We start from the raw sequence: 22,863 nt of genomic DNA, 5'->3' as shown, positions 1-22,863 counted from the left end.
CCCGCCGCAGCCTGATGGCCGCAGGCCTCGGCCTCGCGCTTCCGCCGTCGCTCGCGATCGCCGCGCCGCCGGCCGGCGGGCGGCTCGCCTTCGCCGTCTTCCGCAACGGCGACCGCGTCGGCGAGCACCTGATGCGGTTTTCCCGCAGCGGCGGCGGGGTCGACGTCTCGACCGAGGCCGAGATGATCGTGAAGCTCGGCCCCGTGCCCGTCTTCCGCTACACCCACACGGCGACCGAACGCTGGCGCGACGGCGACTTCGCCGCCCTTTCGACCCAGACCAACTCCAACGGCAAGCGCGAGCGGGTCAGCGCCGAGGCCACCGGCGCCGGCGTGCGCATCGAGGGCCCCGGCGGCCAGGTGAACGCCCCCGCCGGGACCGCGCCCCTCACCCACTGGAATACGGCCGCCTTCGACGGGCCGCTGTTCAATCCCCAGCTCGGCAAGCTCCTGAAGGTCAGCGTTTCCCGGGGCGGGCGCGAGCGCGTGCAGACCGCGGCCGGCGCCACGGTCGCCGCCACCCGCTGGTCGGTGCGGGGCGAGGCCGAGATCGACAACTGGTATGACGAAGGCGGCGTCTGGGCCGGTTTGCGCGGCAGGCTCGAGGATGGGTCGACCCTGCTCTACCGCCGGCTCTGACGGGCAAAACTTCCCGTGGCGCCGGGCCCCGCGGAGGCCTAAATCTTCCCCATGCGCCAGACCTTCGATGAAACCACCGACCGCTCCTTCGGCCCCAAGCACGTCCCCCTGATCCGCCAGGCCATGGCCGAGCAGGCCCTGGACGGATTCCTCGTGCCGCATGAGGACGAGCACCAGAACGAATATCTGCCCGAGGCCAACGACCGCCTGGCCTGGGCCACCGGCTTCACCGGCTCGGCCGGCGCCGCGGTGATCCTGAAGGACAAGGCCGCCGTCTTCGTCGACGGGCGCTACACGCTGCAGGTCCGCGACCAGGTGGACGAGAGCCTGTTCGAGATCCGCGACCTCGTGGAGGGCGGCGTGCCGGCCTATCTCGAGACCGCCGCGGCCAGGGGCCAGGCCATCGGCTATGATCCGCGCCTGCACAGCCCCGATGCGCTGGCCCGAATCCGCGCGGCGGTGGAGAAGGCCGGGGCGACGCTGAAGCCCGTGGCGAAGAACCCGCTGGACGCCGCCTGGGGCGCCGCCCGCCCCGCCCAGCCGCAGGCCCCGGTCGTTCCCCATCCGCTCGAATACGCTGGCGAAGAGTCCGGCGCCAAGCGCGCCCGGGTGGGCGAGGCTGTGGCCGAGAAGGGCGCGGACGCCGCCGTCCTCACCGCCCCGGCCTCCATCGCCTGGCTGTTCAACATCCGCGGCGGCGACGTGATCCGCAGCCCCCTGCCGCTGGCCCAGGCGATCCTGCGCAAGGACGGCTCGGCCCGCCTCTTCCTCGACCCGGCCAAGGTGACGCCCGACCTGCCAGCCTGGCTCGGCAACGAGGTCAGCCTGGAGACGCCCGACCAACTGGAAGGCGCGCTCGCAAGCCTCAAGGGCCAGAAGGTGCTGGTGGACGCCGGCCAGTCCTCGGCCTGGTACTTCGACACCCTGGAGGGCGCCGGCGCGCAGACCATCCGCGCCGAGGATCCCTGCGCCCTGCCGCGGGCCTGCAAGAACGCCGTGGAGATCGAAGGCGCCCACAAGGCCCATGTGCGCGACGGCGCGGCGCTGGCCCGCTTCCTCCATTGGCTGGCCACCGAGGCGCAGGTGAGCCTGCCCGACGAGAAGACGGTGGTGACCAAGCTGGAAGGCTTCCGTGAGGCCACCGGCGCGCTGAAGGACCTCTCCTTCGACACCATCGCAGGCGCGGCCTCCAACGGCGCCATCGTCCACTACCGCCCGACCGAGCGGCTGAACAGGCGCACCGAGGCCGGCTCCCTGCTGCTGGTCGATTCCGGCGCCCAGTACCTGGACGGCACCACCGACGTGACCCGCACGGTCGCCATCGGCGAGCCCTCCCGCGAGATGGCCGAGCGCTTCACCCTGGTGCTGAAGGGCCACCTGGCGCTCGCCCGCATTCGCTTCCCGGCCGGGACCACCGGCTCGGCCCTGGATGCGCTGGCGCGCGCGCCGCTGTGGATGGCGGGCCTCGACTACGACCACGGCACCGGCCATGGCGTCGGCAGCTATCTGGGCGTCCACGAGGGGCCGCAGCGCATCTCGAAGGCCCCGAACAGCGTGGCCCTGAAGCCCGGCATGATCGTCTCCAACGAGCCCGGCTACTACAAGGAAGGCGCCTACGGCATCCGCATCGAGAACCTGCAGTATGTGACCGCGGCCAAGGAGATCGACGGCGGCGAGCGGCCCATGCTGGGCTTCGAAACCCTGACGCTCGCGCCCATCGACCGCCGCCTGATCGTGGTCGACATGCTGAGCCCGGAGGAACGCGGCCAGATGGACGCCTACCACGCCCGCGTCCTGCGCGAGGTCGGCCCGCTGGTCGATGGCGAGGTCAAGGCCTGGCTCACCGAGGCCTGCGCGGCGCTGTAGCACCTGAAAGCCCCTCCCCCTTGCGGGGAGGGGAAAGGACCACGGCTAGCCCGCCACCAGCTTCAGCCAGTCGTCCTCGCTGATGACCTCGATGCCGAGGTCGGTGGCCGTCTTGAGCTTCGAGCCGGCGCCGGGGCCGGCCACGACCAGGTCGGTCTTCTTCGACACCGAACCCGACACCTTGGCGCCCAGCGCCTCGGCCTGGGCCTTGGCCTCGTCGCGGGTCATGCGCTCGAGGCTGCCGGTGAAGACGATCGTCTTGCCGGCCACCGCCGTGTCGGTCTTGGGCCGCTCGGCCGGCTGGACCTCCAGCTCGGCCAGCAGGTTCTCCACCGTGCGGTTGTTGTGGTCCTCGGCGAAGAAGGTCCCGATCATCCGCGCGGCCACGGGGCCGACGCCGTCCACCGCCTCCAGTTCGCGGAAGGCCTCGCCCGGCCGGTGCTCGACGGCCGCGCGGGCGGCGCGCTCGAAGGCCGCCCAGTCGTGGAAGCGCCGCTCCAGCGCCTCGCGCGCCGTCCTGTTCAGCTTCGGGATCGCCGCCTTGGCGCGGGTGTCGAAGCTGGCCTCGTCGGGCACCAGCAGGTCGCGCGGCGGCGCCTCGGCCCAGGCGAGGATGGCCTCCAGCGCCGTCGGCCCGACGCCCTCCAGATGCACGAACTGGGCGTGGGCCTCCCCTTCAAGAGCCGCCGCCGCCGCCCGTGCGGCGGCCAGGAAGGCCTCCACCGTCTCGAAGTTGCGGGCGAGCGCCAGCGAGGTCGTCTCGCCGATGTGGCGCATGCCCAGGCCGTAGATGAAGCGATCCAGCGGGATGGCTCGGCGCGCCTCGATGCCGGCGATCAGATTGGCGACGCTCGTCTCGCCGTAGCCCTCGGTCCCGCGCAGTTCGTCGAGCTTCTCCTGGTCCTTGGCCAGACGGAAGATGTCGGCGGGCTCCTTGATCCAGCCGCGATCGAAGAAGGCCTGGAGCTGCTTCTCGCCCAGGCCCTCGATGTCGAAGGCCCGCCGCGAGACGAAGTGCTTCAGGTGTTCGATCCGCTGGAAGGGACAGGCGAGTTCGCCGGTGCAGCGGCGCACCACCGTCTCGGCGCCTGAGGCGGTCGTCTCGCGCGCCAGGGGCGTCTTCAGCGGACAGGGACAGGTCTCGGGAAAGTCGTACGGCGCGGCCTCCGCCGGGCGCGCCTCCAGCACCGGGCCGACCACCTGCGGGATCACGTCGCCGGCCCGCTGGACGATGACCGTGTCGCCGATGCGGATGTCCTTGCGGGCGATCTCGTCGGCGTTGTGCAGCGTGGCGTTCTCGACCACCACGCCGCCGACCGTGACGGGCGCCAGCCGGGCCACCGGCGTCACCGCGCCCGTGCGGCCCACCTGCAGGTCGATGGCGTTCAGGACCGTGCGCGCCTGCTCGGCCGGGAACTTGCGCGCGATGGCCCAGCGCGGGGAGCGCGAGACGAAGCCCAGCCGGTGCTGCCAGTCCAGTCGGTCGACCTTGTAGACCACCCCGTCGATGTCGAAGCCGAGCTTCGGGCGCTCCACCTCCATGTCGCGGTAGGCGTCGAGCAGGCCTTGCGCCCCCTCCACCCGCCGGGACTGCGGCGTCGTCTGGAACCCCCAGGCCTTCAGCAGCTCCAGCGCCTGCCACTGGGTCTCGGCGAAGGGTTCGCTGGTCAGGCCCCAGGCATAGGCGAAGAAGCGCAGCGGGCGCTGGGCGGTGATCTTCGGATCGATCTGCCGCAACGAACCGGCCGCGGCGTTGCGGGGATTGGCGTAGGTCCGCTGGCCGGCGGCCTCGGCCGCATCGTTCAGCGCCTGGAAGCCCGCGTGCTCCAGATAGACCTCGCCGCGGATCTCGATCACGTCGGGAAAGCCCGATCCCTTCAGCCGGTGCGGAATGTCGGCGATGGTCCGCAGATTGGCCGTGACGTCTTCGCCCACCCGCCCGTCGCCGCGCGTGGCGCCGCGGACCAGCTGGCCCTTCTCGTAACGGATCGAGGCCGACAGCCCGTCGATCTTGGGCTCGGCCGTATAGGCGAAGGTCTCGCCGTCGAGGCGCAGGAAGCGCCGCACGCGGGCGTCGAACTCCACCGCCTCCTCGTCGGAGAAGGCGTTGTCCAGGCTGAGCATGGGCACGCCGTGCTCGACCGGGGAGAACTGGGCGGACGCCGCCGCGCCGACCTTCAGGCTCGGGGAATTCTCGCGGATGAGGTCCGGAAAGAGCGCCTCGATCTCGGCGTTGCGGCGCTTGAGCGCGTCGTACTCGGCGTCGGAGACCTTCGGCGCGTCTTCCTGGAAATAGGCGATGTCGTGGGCCGCCAGGGTGTCGGCGAGCCAGGTCAGCTCCTCGGCGGCCTCGGCTTCGGAAAGCTCGGCCGGGGGCCTGGGGTTCGGCGTCTCAAGCATGCATCAGGGCCCGGGCGGCGGCGCGAGCCGCATCGGTGATCTCCGCGCCGGCCAGCATGCGGGCGATCTCCTCCTCGCGGTCGTCGGGGGAAAGCACCTCGACGGCGGTGCGCACGCTCTGCGCATCGCCCGCCTTCTTGATGCGCCAGTGGGCGTCGGCCCGGGCGGCCACCTGCGGGCTGTGGGTGACCACCAGCACCTGGGCGTCGGCCGCCAGCCGGCGCAGGCGCAGGCCCACCGCGTCTGCCACGGCCCCGCCCACGCCCTGGTCCACCTCGTCGAAGATCATCAGCGGCTGGGCGCCCTCGGCCCGGCCGGCGAGCGCCGCCTTCAGCGCCAGGGCCAGGCGCGCCAGCTCCCCGCCCGAGGCGATCTGGCCCAGTTCGCCGAAGGGCGCGCCGGGATTGGTGGAGATCTCGAAGGCGACGCGGTCCTGGCCGGCGGGGCCCGCCTTTTCCGGCGCCAGGGTCTCCAGCGCGACGCGGAAGCGGGCCTTGTCGAGCTTCAGCGGGCCGAGCTCGGTCATGACGGCCGCGGCCAGGCGTTCGCCCGCGGCGGCGCGCGCCTCGCTCAGGGTCTGGGCGGCGGCCAGATAGTCGGACCGGGCCTGGGCAAGCGCGGCCTCGGCCGCCTTCAGATCCTCGCCCGAGCTTTCGGCGGCGCGCAGGCGCTCGGCGAAGCGGACGCGCAGGGCCGGCAACTCCTCGACGCTGACCGAAAGCTTGCGGGCCATGCCCCGCAGGTCGAACAGCCGCTCCTCGGTCTTCTCCAGACGCTCGGGCTCGAAATCGAACGCCTCGGCGGCCGCGTCAATGGCGGCCTCGGCCTCCTGCGCCTCGACCAGGGCCCGGTCGATGGCCGCCGACGCGGCGGCCAGCCGGCTGACGGCGGGGCCGTCGTCGGCCGCCCCGGCGGTGACCGCCCGCTCGCGCGCCCGTTCCAGCGCCCGGATGGCCTGGCCCATGCGCGGCGACAGGCCCTCGAACGCCTCGCGCGCCGAGGCGATGTCGGCGAGCGCCTTTTCCGAGGCCCCCAGCACCGCGCGGATTTCGGCGAGTTCGGTCTCCTCCCCCTCCCGCGGCTCCAGCCGGTCGAGCTCGGAGAGGCGCAGCGACAGCTCCTCCATCTCCGCAGCGGCGCGATCGGCCATCTCGGCCAGTTCGTCCCGGCGGGCCTGCGCCGCACGCCAGGCCTTCCACCGCTCCGCCACCACGGCGAGCGGCGCGGAAAGCTGGCCATAGGCGTCGAGCAGCGGCCGGTGCGTGCGGGAATCGAGCAGGCCCACCGTTTCGTGCTGGCCATGCACCTCGATCAGCAGGCCGCCGAGCTCGCGAAGGACCCCGACGCTGGTGGCCTGGTCGTTGACGAAGGCGCGGCTGCGGCCGTCGGCCGAGACGGTGCGGCGCAGGATCAGGTCTTCGGAGGGATCATAGGCCAGGCCCTTCTCCTCCAGCACCGCCCACACCGGATGATCGGGGGCCGGCGCGAACAGGGCCGTCGCCTGGGCCTGGGGCGCGCCCTGGCGGACAAGCGCGGCCTCGGCGCGGGCGCCGGTCGCCAGGCCAAGGGCGTCGAGGATGATCGACTTGCCCGCCCCCGTCTCGCCGGTCAGGGCCGTCAGCCCCGGCCCGATCGGCAGGTCGAGCGCCTCGATCAGCACCACGTCGCGGATCCACAGTCCGATCAGCATGGGCCGCAAGATTGCTTGGAATCGCTTCGGGCGGAAGCCCGCACGTTCGCCTTAGGTTCTAATCCCGCACGCCTAGTTGGTGGTCGGCGGGCGCAGGGTCGCATCCTTGTCCTGGACGAGCTCGCCCTCCTCTTCGCCGCCGCCCACGAAGGGCAGGCGCGAGAAGAGGCCGCGCCGCTCGGCCGATTCCGGCGCGTTGGCCGGTCGCAGGCCGCGGCTGGTGAGCAGGTCATAGGCGTCCCGATACCAGACCGTGCCGGGATAGTTGAAGCCGAGGACCGCGCCGTTGCGCTTGGCCTCCTCGGCCAGGCCCAGCGTCAGATAGGCCTCCACCAGACGGTAGAGCGCCTCGGGCGTGTGGCTGGTGGTCTCGTAGCTGTCGATGACGGTGTTGAAGCGGCCGATGGCGGCGAGCGTGTCGCCGTTGCGCAGATAGTAGCGCCCGATCGTCATTTCCTTGCCGGCCAGCTGGTCGCGGACCATGTCGATCTTCAGGCGGGCGTCACGGGCGTATTCGCTCTCGGGATAGCGCTGCACCACCTCCTGCAGGGCGGCCAGCGCCTGGCCCGTGGCCGCCTGGTCGCGGCCCACGTCGACGATCTGCTCGAAGTAGCAGATGGCCTTCAGATAGTAGGCGTACACCGCCGCCGGATTGCCCGGCGCCTGGGTGAGGAAGCGGTCGGCGTCGGCGATCGCCTCGGCGTAGTCGTTGGCCTGATAGTGGGCGTAGGCCGTCATCAGGATCGCGCGGCGGGCCCAGACCGAATAGGGGTGCTGGCGCTCCACCTCGGCGAAATAGTCCACCGCCTGGTTCCACAGGCCACGGTCCAGCCGGTTGGCGCCGGTGTTGTAGAGCAGCTCCACCGGGCGCTCTTCATAGACCAGCCGGGGCCGCTCTTCGCGGCCGGCGCAGCCCGCTGTCAGGGCGAGAGCGGCGAGGACCGCCATCACGGCGGGACCCCGCAGGGAATTGTGAAGCAGAGACACCTTCACCTCAAAAGGACCAACGCGCGCCCCCGCGCCGCGAGCCCTCGCTTCTACACCACACGGACGGTCGCGCAAACGGAAGGTCAGACCGCCAGGGCGAGCTCGGGGGCGAAGGTCCGCACGCGCCAGGCTTGCGGCTGGTCCAGCAGGGCGCGCACCAGCTGGTTGTTGATGCCGTGGCCCGCCAGCTTGCCTTCGAAACGGCCGACGATGGGCGCGCCCAGCACATAGAGGTCGCCGATGGCGTCCAGCGCCTTGTGGCGCACGAACTCGTCGGGGCGGCGCAGGCCTTCGGGATTGAGGATGCGGTCGCCCTCGATGACGACGGCGTTCTCCAGCGAGCCGCCGCGGGCGAGGCCCATGGCGCGCAGGGCCTCAACCTCATGGGCGAAGCCGAAGGTGCGGCAGTCGGCCAGTTCCCGACGGAACGCCTGTTCGTCCATGGGAAGGTCGACCGCCTGACGGCCGATGACGGGCGAGGCGAAGGCGATCTCGAAGGCCATTTCGAAGCGCTCGGCCGGAAGGAGGCGGGCGCTCTTGTCGCCGTCGACCACCTCGATGGGGGCGAGGATCTCGATATAGCGGCGCGGGGCCTCCTGGCGACGGCGGCCGGCCTGGTCGAGGATCTGGACGAAAGGCTCGGACGAGCCGTCCATGATCGGCATTTCCGGGCCGTCGAGCTCGACCACGGCGTTGTCGACGCCGAGCATGGCGAAGGCCGCCATCAGGTGCTCGATGGTGGAGACGGTGACGCCGTCGGCGTTGCCGATGACGGTGCCCAGCTGGGTCTTGCAGACCGCCTCGCCCGACACGGGCACGCGGTTGTCGCGGTCGGTCACGTCGGTGCGCACGAAGACGACGCCGGCGTCGGCCGGCGCGGGGCGCACCGCCACGCGGACGTGCGCGCCGGTGTGGACGCCGACGCCCGCAAAGATGGCCGGGCCCAGGACGGTATGCTGGCAGGCGATGACGGCGTTGGCTGCGGACACGACGGTAACCTTCTTAACGAACAGGAGGCGCGGCCCGTCAGTGACGGCCGCGAATTGCCCCACAGGCCAGATAGTCGCTCTGTTGCGGCGCCGCAAAGCACGTCCTGTTTCCGAATGTTTCGCGTGAACTGGACCATGAAAGTTTGAACGCTTTCAGCCGCTTAGCCTGACGCAAGTTCGCGCGGCGCGGGAATCAACAACGGCCGGACCCGAATGGATCCGGCCGTCGCCGAAACGGAACTGGCGCGGACGCCTAGTTGGCCAGGCGGCGCAGGAAGGACGGGATCTCCAGATCCTCGCCGGCGTCGCCGCTCTCCTCCGGCTGCTCGGCGGCCTGAGCGCCGCCGCGGCTGGCGGCGGGACGGCTCTGAGCCGGCGCCGGCGCGGGGGCCGGCGGCGTGTCGTAGCGCGGACGCCCGCCGAACAGGCTCAGGAAGCCGCCGCGCTGGCGGCGGTCGTCGCCATAGGCGTTGTCGGTGAACAGGGGCTCGTCCTCGCCCTCCTCGGCCACCATCGGATCGACGATGCGGGTGACCGGGCGCTGTTGCGGCGCCTGGGCGGCCGGCTGGGGCTGCGGCTCGGGGGCCGGCGGCGGAGCGTAGAGATCGCGCTGGACCTCCGGCTCGTCGTCATAGGCCGCGGCCGGCGGCTCGGGCGCGCGCGCCTGGGGCTGGGGCGGCGGGGCGTAGGCCTGCGGCTCCGGCGCGCGGGGCGCGGGCTCGGGCGGCCGGTAGGCGGCCGGACGCTCATAGGTCGGCTGCTGGGCCACCGGGCGAGCCGGCTCGGGCTGGCGGATCGGCGCCGGCTGCGGCGCAGGGGCCGCCGGGCGGCGCACTTCGGCCTTGGGCTCGATCGCCGCGATGGACGCGCCGTCCATGCCGGTCGCCACGACCGAGACGCGGATCATGCCTTCCAGCGACGGGTCGAAGGCCGCGCCGAAGATGATGTTGGCTTCGCTGTCGACCTGTTCGGAGATGGCGTTGGCCGCCTCGTCGACCTCCAGCAGGGTCATGTCCAGGCCGCCGGTGACGTTGACCAGCACGGCCTTGGCGCCCTTCAGCGACACCTCGTCGAGCAGCGGGTTCTGGATGGCGTTCTGGGCCGCCATCAGGGCGCGGTCGTCGCCCGAGGCCTCGCCCGTCCCCATCATCGCCTTGCCCATCTCGGTCATGACCGTGCGGACGTCGGCGAAGTCGAGGTTGATCAGGCCCGGCAGGACCATCAGGTCGGTGATGGAGCGCACGCCGGAGTGCAGCACCTGGTCGGCCATGCCGAAGGCCTCGGCGAAGGTCGTCCGCTCGTTGGCCACGCGGAACAGGTTCTGGTTCGGGATGACGATCAGGGTGTCGACATAGCGCTGCAGCTCGGCGATGCCGGAGTCGGCCAGACGCATGCGGTGGCGGCCCTCGAAGTGGAAGGGCTTGGTCACCACGCCGACGGTCAGGATGCCGCGTTCGCGGGCGCACTTGGCGATGATCGGGGCCGCGCCGGTGCCGGTGCCGCCGCCCATGCCGGCGGTGATGAACACCATGTGGGCGCCGTCGAGGTGCTCGCCGATCTCCGGGATCGACTCCTCGGCCGCGCTCATGCCGACCTCGGGATGGGCGCCGGCGCCGAGGCCTTGCGTCACCGTCGCGCCGAGCTGGATGCGCCGGTCGGTCTTGGAGAAGGCGAGCTGCTGGGCGTCGGTGTTGGCCACCACGAACTCGACGCCCTCGAGATGGGCCTCGATCATGTTGTTGACCGCGTTGCCGCCCGCGCCGCCGACGCCGAACACTACGATACGCGGCTTCAGTTCCGTCTCGCGCGGCGCCGTCAATGCAATAGCCATAGGACCCTGCGTCCTCCGCAAATCTCTGTATGAAGCGCACGCGACCCGCCCGCAGCGCGCTTCGATTGGGATGCGGTTAACTAAGCGACCACCATCCTTAATCGAACGTAAACCGCTTACATTGAGTCGCGGGTCCGTCGATCCGTGGAACGTGTATATTTTCTTGTGGCGTAAGGGCTGTGGCGACTTTGCGGCAAGCTTGCTGCGTCACCCTGACTCAGGCCTGCGGCGGCGTGGCGCAGGGACTGGCCAAGCTTTGCCGCTTGCGACTCATCTTGGCCGGCCGAAACTAAACTTGACCTTACAGGTTTTCGCGCAGCCAGGCGGCGGCCTTGGCCACCGGATTGGCCCGGGGATCCAAGGATTCGCGCCGAATTCGCGCACCTGTCATCGCGTTGGCCGAGACCGCCTCACGCGGGCCGAAGGCGGCGCGGTGCAGCACGCCGGCCGCCGCGCAGAAGGCCGGTCCCGAGGCGGCGTCGGCCAGGTGCGGCACGCGGCGCGGCCGGCCCAGGCGCACGGGCCGGTCGAAGACGCGGACGGCCACCTCCCGGACGCCGGCCAGCTGGCTGGCCCCGCCGGTCAGGACGATGCCCGCCCCCGGCTCCACCGGCGCGCCGGAGGCCTTGAGCCGGTCGCGAAGCAGTTCCAGCGTCTCCTCGACGCGCGGCGCGATGATGCCCTTGAGCAGCGAGCGCGGGGCGATCACCGGCCCGGCGCCCGGATCGTCGCCCCGCGGCGGCGCCTCGATCATCTCGCGGTCCTCGTTGGCCGAGGCGATGGCGCTGCCGTGCAGGGTCTTGATCCGCTCCGCGCCGGCCAGGGAGGTGGAAAGCCCGCGGGCGATGTCGGCGGTCACGTGCTGGCCGCCCACCGGCAGGGTCTCCACATGGACGAGGCTGCCGGCGGTGAACACCGCGGCGGAGGTCGAGCCGCCGCCCATGTCGATGCAAACCGCGCCGAGGTCCATCTCGTCTTCTTCCAGCGCCGCGAGCGCCGAAACGAAGGGCGCGGCGACGACGCCTTCGAACTGCAGGTGAGCGCGCTCGACGCAGGCGCCGAGCGTCTGGAAGGCGGCTTCGCTGATCGAGACGACGAGCAGCTCCACCGCCAGGCTGCGGCCGAACATGGCGCGCGGATCGCGGACGCCGCTCTGGCCGTCGACGCGCCAGGCGATGGGCAGGATATGGGCCGCGCGGCGGTCGGGGATCTTCACCTGGGCGAGCGCGGCGTGGATGGCGCGCACCAGGTCGTGGTCGGCGATCGGCTTGGCGCCCAGGGAGACCCGGCCGGCGATGCGGTGGCTGGCCAGCTGGCCGCCGGCGACCGCCACGGTGACGCCCTGGACGTTGACGCCCGCGACGTTCTCGGCCCGCTCCACGGCCTGGGCGATGGCGTCGGAGGCCTCGTCCAGATTGACGATCGAGCCGCCGCGGATGCCGCGCGACTGGACATAGCCGACGCCCGTGGCCGTCAGCGTGCGGTCGGCCCGGCGGACGCCGTCCGGCTTCATGATGAAGCAGGAGACCTTGGAGGCGCCGAGATCGACGGCCGCCACCAGGGGCTGACGCCCCAGGGCGGCCTTCAGGCTCTCGCGGTTGTCCTTCCGGTCGACGGTCTTGGCCCCGAACGGCACGCTTCTTCTTCCTTCTGACACCTAGGCGCCGTCGGCGACCATCTGGCCGGGCTGGCCATGGTCGCGCGGACGGACCGCCACCATCGTCGGATCGCGCAGGTCGATCCGTTCAAAACCGAGTTCCAGGATGCGCGAGCGCTGGTCGAGCTGCTCGAGCTGGATGAGGGCCGCTTCTTCGTCGACCGCAGGAAGCTGAACCAGGGACCCGTCCTTCAGACGCAGGTCCCAGCGACGATCGTCCACGCGCACCAGGGCTTCGACCCGCGCCAGCAGGCGCGGACGGGCCGCCACGCGCGGCAGGATGGCCGCGGCGTTTCGGTTGGCCCCCTCGCCCACCACCAGCGGCAGGTCGGCGAAGTCCATGGCCTGGGCCTCGGGGATCACCTCGCCCCGTTCGTCGATGACGAAGCTGCGGCCTTCGTGCTGCCAGACGGCGAGCTGACGGCGCTCGGTCACGGCGATGACGAGGGTGTCGGGCAGCAGGCGCACCACGCGGGCGTCCTTGACCCAGCCGACCGCCTCCACCCGCTGACGCAGGCCTTCCAGGTCGAGGCCCAGCAGGGGCTGGTCGCGATAGACGCCGGCGGCGGCCAGGATGTCCCGCGTGGCGGCGGGCGAGGCGCCCTGCACATGGACGGCGCGCAGCTTGAACCCCATGGCCGCGAACTGGCGGCCGATCGCGCTCTCCGTTCCCGCCCCCAGCCGCTCCGCCCGGTCGCCGGTGGCGAGCGCCACGGCCAGGGTGAGGACGAGCACGGCGCCGGCGGCGCCCAGGGCGTAGGCCGGCGACAGCCCCACGCCACGCGCCGCGCCCAGCTTGGCGGGCGCATAGCCCGGCTGAGCCTTGGCGCCGCCGCGGGACTTTCGGGGACTGGAGGCCGCTTTGGGCCGGGGCTTCGCCTTAGACTGCGGTCCCCCCCGCAACGCCGCGGGCATAAGCGTCCTCCACGATCCAGAGCACAAGATGGTCGAAATCCACCCCGAGCTTGGCCGCCTGCTCCGGTACGAGCGAGGTGGGGGTCATCCCGGGCTGGGTATTGACCTCCAAGAGGACCAGAATGTCGTTAATGTCGTCATAACGAAGATCCGAGCGGGTCACGCCGCGACAACCTAGCGCGGCATGGGCGCGCTCGCTCAACTCCATCGCCTTTTCAAACACATGGGCCGGGAGATCGGCCGGAACGACGTGGTCCGAACCGCCCTCCCCGTACTTGGCCTCGTAGTCGTAGAAGCCCGCTCTGGGCACGATCTCGGTCACCGTCATGGCCTTGCCGTCCATGACGCCGCAGGCCAGCTCCTTGCCGCGGATATAGGGCTCGATCAGCACCTCTTCGCCGAAGGTCCAGGACGGGGCGACGAGGTCCTGCGGCGGGCGATTCGCCCCCTCGAAGACCATGAACACGCCGACCGACGAGCCCTGGGCGTTGGGCTTGATCACATAGGGCGGGGCCATGACGTGGTCGGCCGCGGCCTCGAAGCGGTTGAAGAGCCCGCCGCCGGGAACGGCGACGCCGGCCGCGGCCAGCACCGCCTTGGCCTTGGCCTTGTCCATGGCGAGCGCCGAGGCGAGCACGCCCGAATGGGTGTAGCGCAGGCCGAGCGTCTCCAGGACGCCCTGAATGCAGCCGTCCTCGCCCCACTCGCCGTGCAGGGCGTTGAAGCAGACGTCCGGCGCAAGCTCCGTCAGGCGCAGCGCCACGTCGCGGCCGGCGTCCAGCCGCGTCACCTTCGCCCCCAGCCGCTCCAGGGCGCGGGCGCAGGCCTCGCCGGAGACGAGGCTGACCTCCCGTTCGGGCGAGAGGCCGCCCAGCAGGACGGCGACGTGTTGACCGGCGATGGAAAAGGCCATGGGGGTCTCGGGACTTGCAGTGGGGAGAGCGCCTCCCTTCGGCGGCGGGAAGGCCGCCGTCAAGCGCCCTCACCCGATCAGAGGGCCGGCGACGGCGCCGCGGGCGCAGGCTCGGCGGCCGGCCCGACAACCTTCTCGCCGCGCGACAGCAGCCAGTACATGACCGGCGTGGCCACGCGCGAGAGCACGGTGGAGGTGACCAGGCCGCCGATGATGGCGATGGCGAGCGGCGAATAGAGGCCAGATCCCTCCAGGGCCAGCGGCGTCAGGCCGGCGATGGCCGTCACCGAGGTCAGCAGCACCGGCAGGAAGCGCACCTCGCCGGCCCGCTCGATGGCCGGGCGCAACGCCATGCCGCCGCGGCGGAGCTGCTCGGTGAAGTCCACCAGCAGGATGGAGTTTTTGATCTCGATCCCGATGAGGGCGATCATGCCGATGGTGGCGGTGAAGCTCATCGAATTGCCGGTGATCCAGAGCGCGGTCACCGCCCCGAACAGGCCGAGCGGGATGATGCCGGCCACCACCAGGGCGGTCTTGAACTTGCCGAACTCCAGGACCAGCACGGCGAGGATGCCGAAGACGGCGATCATGATGGCCGCGCCGAGGCCCGCGAAGCTTTCGGACTGAGCCTCAGCCTGGCCGCCGAGGCTCAGCGTATAGCCCGGCGGCAGGTTCAGCTCCCTTTCGAGCCGCGCCACCACGTCCTCCGTCACCGCCGAGGTCAGGTAGCCGGTGGAGACATAGGCCGTCACCGTCACCGTCCGCAGGCGGTCGATGCGGTCGATCCGCGCCGGACTGGAGGTCAGCTCCGGCTCGGCGACGACCCCCAGCGGCACGGCCGAGCCGGTCGTGGTCGGCAGGTAGATGTCCTCCAGCGCCGCAAGCTCGTTGCGGCCCGCCATCGGCAGCCGGACGTTCACGGCGTAGTCGTCCCCGTCGGCGTCGCGGTAGCGGGCCACCGGCTCGCCGGACAGCGCCAGGCGCGCGATCCGCCGCCCCGCCCCGGCCGGCACGCCGAGCGCGGCGGCCTTGGCCTCGTCCAGGCCGAGCTCGAGGTCGGTGCGGTCCAGGCGCATGGGGTTCACCACGTCGCGGGCGCCCGGCGTGGCCTTCAGCACACCCTCCGCCTGCCCGGCCAGCGCCTTGAGCACCTCCAGGTTCTGCCCTTGAAGCCGCACGGCGATCGGCGCCTCGATCGGCGGGCCGTTCTCGAAGACGATCACGCGGATGCGCGCGCCGGGATAGCGGTCGAAGTCGCGCCGCAGCGCGTCCAGCAGGGCGCCGCTTTCGCCGGGCTCCCAGGCCTCCAGCGAGGCGTAGACCTCGGCATAGTTGGGCTGCGGCTCGGCCTGGTTGACGTTGTAGAAGATCTGCGGATTGCCGCGCCCGAGATTGGCCGCGCGCCAGACGATCGCCTCCTCCTGCGCCAGCCGTCGCTCGACGAAGCGCAGCGCCTCGTCGGTCTTGGCCAGCGCCGTCCCCTGCTGGGTCTCGATCCGGACGATGAACTGCGGGGTTTCGGCCGCGGGAAACAGGCTCGAGCCGATGGCGCCGAGCATCGGGATGGTGGTGGCGCAGATGCCGAGAATGATGGCCAGCGCGATCCAGGGCCGCGCCAGGGCCCGGTGCAGGATCGGCGTGTAGAAGCGATGGATGCCGCCGTTGATGGTCCGCAGGAGGGCGTTGCCCTCCGGATCCTCGTGGCGTGACAGGATGCGGCTGGCCAGGAAGGGCACGATGGTCAGGGAGACGATCAGCGAGGCGCCCACCGTGGTCAGCACCGCCACCGGCAGGGAGCGGATATAGGCGCCCGAGCCTTCCGGCAGCGCCATCAGCGGCAGGAAGGCCAGCATCAGGGTCGCCGTGCAGCCGAGGACCGCCAGCGAGATCTGCCGCGTGCCGTTCACCGCCGCAGCGGTCCGATCCTCGCCCTCGCGCAGGCGCCGCGCGATGTTCTCCGTGACCACGATGGAGTCGTCGACCAGCAGGCCGAGACTGAGCACGAAGCCGGCGATGGCAAGCTGGTTCAGGGTGAAGCCGAAGCCCTGCATGACCGCCAGGCCCATCAGCAGGGAGAGCGGGATCGACATCATCACCACCACGCCGGCCCGCAGGCCGAGCGGCAGAAGGGTGATCAGCACCAGGGTCAGGGCCAGGCCGAAATCGCGGAACAGGCGGTTCAGCCGATGCTTGACGTTCTCCGACTGCTGGAAGGCCCGCTCCAGCTTCACGCCGGGCGGAAGGCTCCGCTCGAACTCGTCCAGGGCGGCGTTGACGCTGCGGGTGACCTTGGCGACGTCGGCGCCGTCCTTCTGCTTCACGGTGACGAACAGGGCGCGCTGGCCGTTGAACCGGGTCAGGTGGGTGGCCTCGGCCTGGGCCCAGCCCACCTGGGCCACGTCCTGAACGCGGACGACCCGTCCGTCCACCGAGCGGACCGGGGTCTGGCGGATGGCCTCCAGATCGCGGAAGGCGCCGCCGGATTTGACGTTGAACCGCCGGTCGCCGGCGTGGACCGCGCCGATCGGCGCCTCGGCGCCCGCCGCCGCCAGCGCGTCGGCGACGGCCGTGGCCGGAAGCTGCAGGGCCGAGAGCTTGGGCAGGTCCAGCGCCACCTGCACTTCGGAGGGCGGCGCGCCCCAGTATTCGGCCTGGCGGACTCCGGGCGTCCGCGCCAGTCGCTCGCGCAGCCGCTCGGCCACCTTCTCCAGGCGGCGCATGGGCAGATGGTCGCTGACGAGCGCCACCTGGACGATGGCGACTTCGGTGGTGCGGGCGCGGCGGACCTCCAGCAGGGCCAGTCCGTCGGGCAGGCGCGAGCGGATGGCGTTCACCTCGCGCACCACCTCGTCGTACTTCCGGTCGGGCTCGACGCTCCAGTCGAAGCTCACCTGGACCACGGCCGCGCCGTCCTGGCTGGTGGAGCGGATCTCCTCGACGTCGTCCAGACCGTCCAGCGCGTCCTCCAGCGGGTCGGCGACGAGCTGCTCCATCTCGGTCGGTTCGGCGCCGGGCAGGACGGCGCGCACCACCATGATCGGGATCGGGAAGTGCGGATCCTCCGACCGCGGGATGCTGAAGAAGGCGTTCAGCCCCAGGACCGTCAGCAGGGCGAAGGCGACGAGGGTGAACTGCCAGCGGCGGACGGCGAAACCGGCGGGATCGAAGCTCACGAGCCGGCGTCCTGCGCCTGGGCGATCAGGGCCTGCGGGTCGACCACCTGCACCTTGTCGCCGTCGCCGACGAAGCCGCCGCCGGCGGTGATGACCCGCGCGTCCGCGGGCAGACCGCGGACCAGGGCGTCGTCGCCCTCGAAGCCGCCGAAGGCGACTTCCGTCCGGCGGGCCACGCCCTTGTCCAGCCGCAGGACATAGGCGCGGCCGTTCTGCGCCTCCTGGATGGCCTCGGCCGGCACGCGGGCGAAGTCCGTCCCGCCCTCGGCCGGGGCGGAGATCTCGGCGCTCGCCACCTGGCCGCTGCGCAGGCCGGGGCCGGGCGGAATCTCGATGTCGACATTGACCGTGCCCGTGGCGCGTCCGGCCTGGCCGCCGATCTGGATGATGCGCCCCTGCAGCTCTCGCTCGCCGATGCGCACGGTGGCGGAGGCGCCGGTCTGCAGCCGGGCGGCGTCCTGGTCCGGAACCGGCGCACGCAGGACGAGCGGGCTGGCCGCGTCGGCCACCACCACCACGGCCTGTCCGGGCTGGACCACCTGGCCCGGCGCGGCGGGGCGCGACAGCACCACCCCGTCCGACGGGGCGGCGAGCGTCGCCCAGCGCCGGTCGAAGGCGGCGGCCGCATAGGCCGCTTCGGCCGCCTCCAGCGCGCTCTTGCGGTCGTCCAGCCGCTGCCGGCTGACGAAGCCCTGCTCGAAAAGGGTTTGGTCGCGCGCATAGTTGCGCCGCGCCTGCTCCAGGCTGGCGAGGGCCTGCTGGCGTCCGGCCTCCACGGCCGTCGGGTCGATGCGCGCGATCAGTTGGCCCTTTCGGACGAGGTCGCCCTCCTCCACCGAAAGCTGGGTGATGACGCCAGGCACGCGGAAGGAAAGCTGGGCTTCGCGCTGGCGCTGCAGGGTCCCGGTGGCGGTGACCCGATCAAGCCCGCCGGCGGGACGCACGGCCGCCGCCTCGACGGCCGGCGGCGGCGGCTCGGCCGCCTCCTCCGTCCCGCCGCCGCAGGCGGCGAGCAGCATAACGGCGGCCATGGCCGCGCTGCTCGACAACAGGCTCGATCGCGTCATCCCCGGCCGCTCCGATGCTCACACCGTCAATTTGAACAGTGTTAGCTTACGTCGTAAGCGATGGCAATGCGGCGGATCGGCGTTCGCCGGAAGGCCGCCTCAGGCGGGCCGGCCGATCCGCTTGATCTCCCAGTGGAGGTCGACGCCCGTCTTGGCCTTCACGTCGGCGCGGACGGCCTCGCCCAGGCCTTCCAGGTCCGCGGCCGTGGCCTCGCCGGTGTTGATCATGAAGTTGGCATGCAGGGGCGAGAACATGGCCCCGCCGAAGGGTTTGCCGCGCCAGCCGGCCTCGTCGACCAGTTTCCAGGAGGAATGCCCCTCCGGATTCTTGAAGGTCGAGCCGCCGGTCTTTTCGCGGATCGGCTGGCTCTGTTCGCGCCGGGCCGTGATCGCCTCGATCCGGCCCTGGATCGCGTCGGGCGCGTCGGGCCGGCCCTCATAGGTCGCCTCGATCCAGATGATGTCGGCCGGCGCCTGGCTGTGGCGATAGGCGTAGCCGAAGTCGTCCAGGGCGAAGTCCCGGCGGGCGCCGGTGCGGTCGATCCCCCAGGCGGAGACCAGGACGTCCTTGGTCTCCGACCCGTAGCAGCCGGCGTTCATGGTCAGCGCCCCGCCGACCGAGCCAGGAATGCCGGCGTAGAATTCCAGGCCCGCCACGCCCGCCTTGGCGGCGGCCCGGGCGACGGCGGCGTCCAGCGCCGCGGCGCCGGCGGTGACGCGCGTCCCCTCCACGGCGATCTGGCCGAAGGCGCGGCCGGCCAGGCGGATGACCACGCCCTCCACCCCGCCGTCGCGGACGATGACGTTGGAGCCGACGCCGAGCACCGTGACGGGGACCTCGCGGGGAAGCGCCTTCAGGAAGGCCGCCAGGTCCTCGGCGTCGGCCGGCAGGAAGAGGACGTCCGCCGCCCCGCCCACGCGGAACCAGGTGAAGGGCGCCAGCGGCTCGTCGCGCAGCAGCCGGCCGCGGACCGCCGGCAGGGCGTCACGCCAGCTCATTTCGCCTTCGCGCGCAGGGCGTCGAGCTGGTCGGGCAGAGCATAGGCCCAGGCGGTGATGTCCCCGGCGCCCAGGCAGACCACGAGGTCGCCCTCGCGCGCCTCGTTCAGCACGATCTCCGGCAGGGCCTCAGGGCTTGGCAGGGCCAGGGCGCGGCGGTGGCCGTAGCGGCGCAGGCCGTCGACCAGGGCGTCGCGGCTGGCGCCCTCCAGCGGCGCCTCGCCGGCGGCGTAGACGTCGGCCACGATCACCACGTCGGCGTCGGTGAAGCAGGCGCAGAAGTCCTCGAACAGGTCCTTCAGCCGGGAGTAGCGGTGCGGCTGGACGACGGCGATCACCCGGGCGTTGGTCACCGCGCGGGCCGCCTTGAGGACCGAGCCGATCTCGACCGGATGGTGGCCGTAGTCGTCGATGATGCGCACCCCGCCCGAGACGCCGGTGGTGGTGAAGCGACGCTTCACGCCGCCAAAGCCCTTCAGCCCGGCGCGGATCGCCTCGGCGTCCACCGACAGCTCACGGGCCACGGCGATGGCGGCGAGCGCGTTGAGCACATTGTGCATGCCGGCCATGGGCAGGTGCAGGTCCGCCAGGCGGATCTCCTCGCCGTCGAGCGGACGGATCACCACGTCGAAATGGGCGCCGTCCGGCCCCATGGAGATCTTCTCGGCGCGCACCTCGGCCTGCGGATTGGCGCCATAGGTGACGAGCCGGCGGTTCTCCACCCGGGCGGCGAGCGCCAGCACCTCGGGATGGTCGGTGCAGACCGCGGCGAAGCCGTAGAAAGGGATGTTCTCGATGAAGTCCTGGAAGGCCTTCTTCACCGCCTCGAAGTCGCCGTAGTGGTCCAGGTGCTCGGGGTCGATGTTGGTGACCACGGCGACGGTGGACTTCAGCTTCAGGAAGGTGCCGTCGCTCTCGTCGGCCTCGACCACGATCCAGTCGCCCTCGCCCACCTTGGCGTTGGTGCCGTAGGCGTTGATGATGCCGCCATTGACCACGGTCGGATCGAGACCGCCGGCGTCGAGCAGGGCGGCGATCATCGAGGTCGTGGTGGTCTTGCCGTGCGTGCCGCCCACGGCGACGGAGAACTGCAGCCGCATCAGCTCGGCCAGCATCTCGGCCCGGCGGACGAGCGGCAGGCGCCGCTCGCGGGCGGCCTGCATCTCCGGATTGTCCGGCTTCACCGCGGTGGAATAGACGACGGCCGAGGCGCCCTCCACCTGGCTCCCCTCGTGGCCGATGAAGATCTTCGCGCCCAGCTTCTCCAGCCGCTCGGTGTTGGCGCTGGCCTTGGCGTCGGAGCCCTGCACCGTATAGCCGATGCGCAGCATGATCTCGGCGATGCCGCTCATGCCGATGCCGCCGATGCCGATGAAGTGGACGGGACCGAGCTCGAAGGGGACGGGGCGGCGGCGGTTCATGGTCAGGGAAGGCCTTAAGGTGGGCCGCGGGCGCTAACGGCCCTGGGCGGCGGTCTGTTCGACGAGGTCGGCCAGGCGCTCGGCGGCGTCCGGCTTGGCGATGGAGCGGGCGCCGGCCGACATGCGGGCCAGGCGTTCGGGATTGGTCAGCAGCTTCTCCAGGGCGTTGGCCATGGAGTCGACGGTGAGCTGGTGTTCGCGCGCCATGACCGCCCCGCCGGCGTCGACCATCACCTGGGCGTTCTGGCCCTGGTCGTCGTCCAGCGCGATGGCCAGAGGCACGAGGATGGAGGGCCGCCCGGCGATGGCGAACTCGCAGACCGTCCCAGCCCCCGCGCGGCCCACGACCAGATGCGCCTGGCGCAGGCGGGTGGCCATGTCGCGGAAGAAGGGCGCGATCTCCGCCTCCACCATGGCGTCGGCATAGATGCGGCGCGCGGCGTCCATGGACTCCTTGCGCGTCTGCTGCTGAACGCGCAGGCGGGTGCGCAGGCCCTCGGGCAGCTTGCGGATCGCCTCGGGCGTCAGCTCGGAGAGCAGGCGCGCGCCCTGGCTGCCGCCCGTGACCAGGAGGCGCAGCGTGCCGCCCTCTTCCGGCGGCAGGTAGGGCTTGTCGGCGAGGTCACGGATTTCCTGGCGGACCGGATTGCCGACCACGACGGCGTTCTGCGCCACCTTGGGCGGGGCCTTCTGCAGGGTGGGGAAGGCGCAGGCGACGGCGCGGACGTGGCTGGCCAGCCGGCGGTTGGCGCGGCCCATGACGGCGTTCTGCTCGTGGATCACCGTCGGCCGGCCCTGGGTGATGCCGGCGAGCAGGCCGGGCACGGACGGGTAGCCGCCGAAGCCGACGATGACCGCCGGGTCCAGCCGCTTGAAGGCCGCCCGCGCCTGCATCACGCCCTGGACGATGGCCAGGCCGGCGGCGGCCATGCCGATCGGGTCGCCGGACTTGAAGGTCCTGGCCGAGAGGCCGATCCGCTCCTCGGCGGGGAAGCTCTCGGCGAAGGCGGCGACGCGTTCGTCCGAGGCGAGCACGATGCGCCAGCCGCGCGCAATGAGCGTCTCGGCCAGCGCCTGGGCGGGGAACAGATGTCCGCCGGTTCCCCCGGCGGCGACCACGGCGAGCTTGCGCATGGCTCTGCGTTTAGGCGAAGGCGCCGGCCTTGGCGAGCCCCTCGGCCGGGGCATAGGCGCCCGGACGACGTCGGGTGAGCGCCAGAGCCATGCCCACGGTGAGACCGGAGGCCATCAGGGACGAACCGCCATAGGAGATGAACGGCAAGGTCATGCCCTTGGTCGGGATCATGTTGAGGTTCACCGCGATGTTGATGATCGCCTGCTGCCCCACCATCACGAAGAGGCCGGCGGCGGCCACCTGTTCGAACGGGTTGGACAGCTTCATGGCCTTGTAGAGGCCCCGGGTGACGATGACCGCGAAGAGGCTGATGACGATCAGCGAGAAGACGAGACCATACTCCTCCGCGGCCACCGAATAGATGAAGTCGGTGTGCAGGTCGGGCACGTGGCGCTTCATGACGCCCTCGCCCGGGCCGCGGCCAAAGAGGCCGCCGGCGGCGATGGCCTCGGCCGCCCGGTCCACCTGGTGGGTGTCGGCGGCTTCGGGCCGCAGGAAGCGGTTCACCCGGTCGGCCACGTGGGAGAAGAGGAAATAGGTGCTGAAGAGGCCGCACACCGCCACGCCGCCGAGCAGCATCACCCAGGAGAGCGGCACGCCGGCCATCCAAAAGGCGGCCCCGAAGGCCACGGTGATGAGCACCGTCTGGCCCACGTCCGGCTGGATCAGCAGCAGGATGACCGAGGTCAGATAGAGGGCGAAGGCGATGGAGACGCCGGGCACCCCCTCCCCCTTCTGCCCTTCGGAGAACATCCAGGCCACCAGCACGATCAGGGCCGGCTTCATGAATTCGGAGGGCTGCAGGGTGAAGCCGGCGAACTCCACCCACCGCGTCGCGCCCTTGGCGCTGTGCCCCATGAACGGCAGGGCGATCATCAGAGCGATGGCCGCCAGATAGGTGAAGAAGGCGAGCCTGCGGATGCCGCGCACGTCGAGCATCGAGACGATCAGCAGGACGCCGGCGCCCGCCACGGCGAAAACGCACTGGCGCAGGGCGAAGTGGAAGGGGTCGCCGACGTTCATCCGCGCCGCCGCCGCCGGGCTGGCGGCGAAGGACAGCAGGATGCCCAGGCCGATCAGGACGGCCACGGCGCCCAGCAGCCAGCGGTCGGTGGTCCACCACCAGACGCCGAGCGGCGAGCGGTCGCTGCGGGCGAAGGCGTGCGCCTGGCTCGGCTTGAT

The 22,863-nt window shown here is 71.6% G+C and carries 16 protein-coding genes; 2 read left to right on the top strand and 14 right to left on the bottom strand.

Going from position 1 to position 22,863, the window contains the following annotated elements:
- Together H2041_RS15055 and H2041_RS15050 are read left to right on the top strand one after the other, a co-directional pair.
- Positions 1 to 638: DUF6134 family protein (locus tag H2041_RS15055; RefSeq protein ID WP_293414012.1), on the top strand; the 638-nt coding region annotated here is incomplete at its 5' end.
- Positions 639 to 689: 51 nt separating this feature from the next.
- Entirely contained in the window at positions 690 to 2,504 is a 1,815-nt protein-coding gene (locus H2041_RS15050; RefSeq protein WP_293414010.1) for an aminopeptidase P family protein, read from the top strand.
- A gap of 45 nt (positions 2,505 to 2,549) precedes the next feature.
- Here H2041_RS15050 and ligA read toward each other — a convergent pair whose 3' ends face one another.
- The 14 genes from ligA to ftsW all read right to left on the bottom strand — a co-directional run bounded on the left by ligA (position 2,550) and on the right by ftsW (position 22,863).
- Entirely contained in the window at positions 2,550 to 4,904 is a 2,355-nt protein-coding gene (gene ligA, locus H2041_RS15045) for an NAD-dependent DNA ligase LigA (RefSeq protein ID WP_293414008.1), read from the bottom strand.
- The gene (gene recN / locus H2041_RS15040) at positions 4,897 to 6,594 is read right to left on the bottom strand and encodes a DNA repair protein RecN (RefSeq protein ID WP_293414006.1); all 1,698 of its coding nucleotides are present in this window, start codon (positions 6,592 to 6,594) and stop codon (positions 4,897 to 4,899) included. The genes ligA and recN overlap by 8 nt, the downstream gene beginning before the upstream one ends.
- A gap of 72 nt (positions 6,595 to 6,666) precedes the next feature.
- Positions 6,667 to 7,542 (bottom strand): outer membrane protein assembly factor BamD, encoded by an 876-nt coding sequence (locus H2041_RS15035; RefSeq protein ID WP_293414020.1) that lies wholly within the window; start codon positions 7,540 to 7,542, stop codon positions 6,667 to 6,669.
- 122 nt (positions 7,543 to 7,664) lie between these two features.
- Complete coding sequence (gene lpxC, locus H2041_RS15030; protein ID WP_293414018.1) at positions 7,665 to 8,549, bottom strand: UDP-3-O-acyl-N-acetylglucosamine deacetylase; 885 nt, start codon at positions 8,547 to 8,549, stop codon at positions 7,665 to 7,667.
- Between the two features lie 274 nt (positions 8,550 to 8,823).
- Entirely contained in the window at positions 8,824 to 10,401 is a 1,578-nt protein-coding gene (gene ftsZ / locus H2041_RS15025) for a cell division protein FtsZ (protein WP_293414004.1), read from the bottom strand.
- A gap of 301 nt (positions 10,402 to 10,702) precedes the next feature.
- Positions 10,703 to 12,037, bottom strand: coding sequence for a cell division protein FtsA (gene ftsA, locus H2041_RS15020; RefSeq protein WP_293414002.1), 1,335 nt, complete (start codon positions 12,035 to 12,037; stop codon positions 10,703 to 10,705).
- A 21-nt stretch (positions 12,038 to 12,058) separates the two neighbouring features.
- A complete protein-coding gene (locus H2041_RS15015; protein WP_293414000.1) occupies positions 12,059 to 12,973 on the bottom strand; it encodes a cell division protein FtsQ/DivIB in 915 nt (304 codons plus the stop codon).
- Positions 12,939 to 13,886: a D-alanine--D-alanine ligase gene (locus tag H2041_RS15010; protein ID WP_293413998.1), complete on the bottom strand. Its 948-nt coding sequence runs from the start codon at positions 13,884 to 13,886 to the stop codon at positions 12,939 to 12,941. The genes H2041_RS15015 and H2041_RS15010 overlap by 35 nt, the downstream gene beginning before the upstream one ends.
- A 77-nt stretch (positions 13,887 to 13,963) precedes the next feature.
- Positions 13,964 to 17,059 (bottom strand): efflux RND transporter permease subunit, encoded by a 3,096-nt coding sequence (locus H2041_RS15005; RefSeq protein WP_293413996.1) that lies wholly within the window; start codon positions 17,057 to 17,059, stop codon positions 13,964 to 13,966.
- Positions 17,056 to 18,090, bottom strand: a complete 1,035-nt coding sequence (locus H2041_RS15000) for an efflux RND transporter periplasmic adaptor subunit (protein WP_293413994.1) — start codon at positions 18,088 to 18,090, stop codon at positions 17,056 to 17,058. Before H2041_RS15000 ends, H2041_RS15005 begins: the two co-directional genes overlap by 4 nt.
- Before the next feature lie 135 nt (positions 18,091 to 18,225).
- Entirely contained in the window at positions 18,226 to 19,125 is a 900-nt protein-coding gene (gene murB / locus H2041_RS14995; protein ID WP_293413992.1) for a UDP-N-acetylmuramate dehydrogenase, read from the bottom strand.
- Positions 19,122 to 20,546 carry a UDP-N-acetylmuramate--L-alanine ligase gene (murC, locus tag H2041_RS14990; protein WP_293413990.1) on the bottom strand — a complete coding sequence of 475 codons (1,425 nt, stop codon included), beginning with the start codon at positions 20,544 to 20,546 and terminating at the stop codon, positions 19,122 to 19,124. Before murC ends, murB begins: the two co-directional genes overlap by 4 nt.
- A 33-nt stretch (positions 20,547 to 20,579) precedes the next feature.
- Positions 20,580 to 21,680, bottom strand: coding sequence for an undecaprenyldiphospho-muramoylpentapeptide beta-N-acetylglucosaminyltransferase (murG, locus tag H2041_RS14985; RefSeq protein WP_293413988.1), 1,101 nt, complete (start codon positions 21,678 to 21,680; stop codon positions 20,580 to 20,582).
- 10 nt (positions 21,681 to 21,690) lie between these two features.
- Complete coding sequence (gene ftsW, locus H2041_RS14980; protein WP_293414016.1) at positions 21,691 to 22,863, bottom strand: putative lipid II flippase FtsW; 1,173 nt, start codon at positions 22,861 to 22,863, stop codon at positions 21,691 to 21,693.

It is taken from the genome of Phenylobacterium sp., assembly GCF_013911965.1.
GTDB lineage: Bacteria > Pseudomonadota > Alphaproteobacteria > Caulobacterales > Caulobacteraceae > Phenylobacterium.
The sequence above is the reverse complement of the archived record's forward strand: the minus strand, read 5'-3'. Positions and strand labels throughout refer to the sequence as shown.

What these genes read in the sequence shown, in the direction of transcription:
- H2041_RS15050 (WP_293414010.1), top strand. Translation starts at nt 690, where the DNA reads ATGCGCCAGACCTTCGATGAAACCACCGACCGCTCCTTCGGCCCCAAG.
- ligA (WP_293414008.1), bottom strand. Translation starts at nt 4,904, where the DNA reads ATGCTTGAGACGCCGAACCCCAGGCCCCCGGCCGAGCTTTCCGAAGCC.
- recN (WP_293414006.1), bottom strand. Translation starts at nt 6,594, where the DNA reads ATGCTGATCGGACTGTGGATCCGCGACGTGGTGCTGATCGAGGCGCTC.
- H2041_RS15035 (WP_293414020.1), bottom strand. Translation starts at nt 7,542, where the DNA reads ATGGCGGTCCTCGCCGCTCTCGCCCTGACAGCGGGCTGCGCCGGCCGC.
- ftsZ (WP_293414004.1), bottom strand. Translation starts at nt 10,401, where the DNA reads ATGGCTATTGCATTGACGGCGCCGCGCGAGACGGAACTGAAGCCGCGT.
- H2041_RS15015 (WP_293414000.1), bottom strand. Translation starts at nt 12,973, where the DNA reads ATGCCCGCGGCGTTGCGGGGGGGACCGCAGTCTAAGGCGAAGCCCCGG.
- H2041_RS15010 (WP_293413998.1), bottom strand. Translation starts at nt 13,886, where the DNA reads ATGGCCTTTTCCATCGCCGGTCAACACGTCGCCGTCCTGCTGGGCGGC.
- H2041_RS15000 (WP_293413994.1), bottom strand. Translation starts at nt 18,090, where the DNA reads ATGGCCGCCGTTATGCTGCTCGCCGCCTGCGGCGGCGGGACGGAGGAG.
- murB (WP_293413992.1), bottom strand. Translation starts at nt 19,125, where the DNA reads ATGAGCTGGCGTGACGCCCTGCCGGCGGTCCGCGGCCGGCTGCTGCGC.
- murC (WP_293413990.1), bottom strand. Translation starts at nt 20,546, where the DNA reads ATGAACCGCCGCCGCCCCGTCCCCTTCGAGCTCGGTCCCGTCCACTTC.
- murG (WP_293413988.1), bottom strand. Translation starts at nt 21,680, where the DNA reads ATGCGCAAGCTCGCCGTGGTCGCCGCCGGGGGAACCGGCGGACATCTG.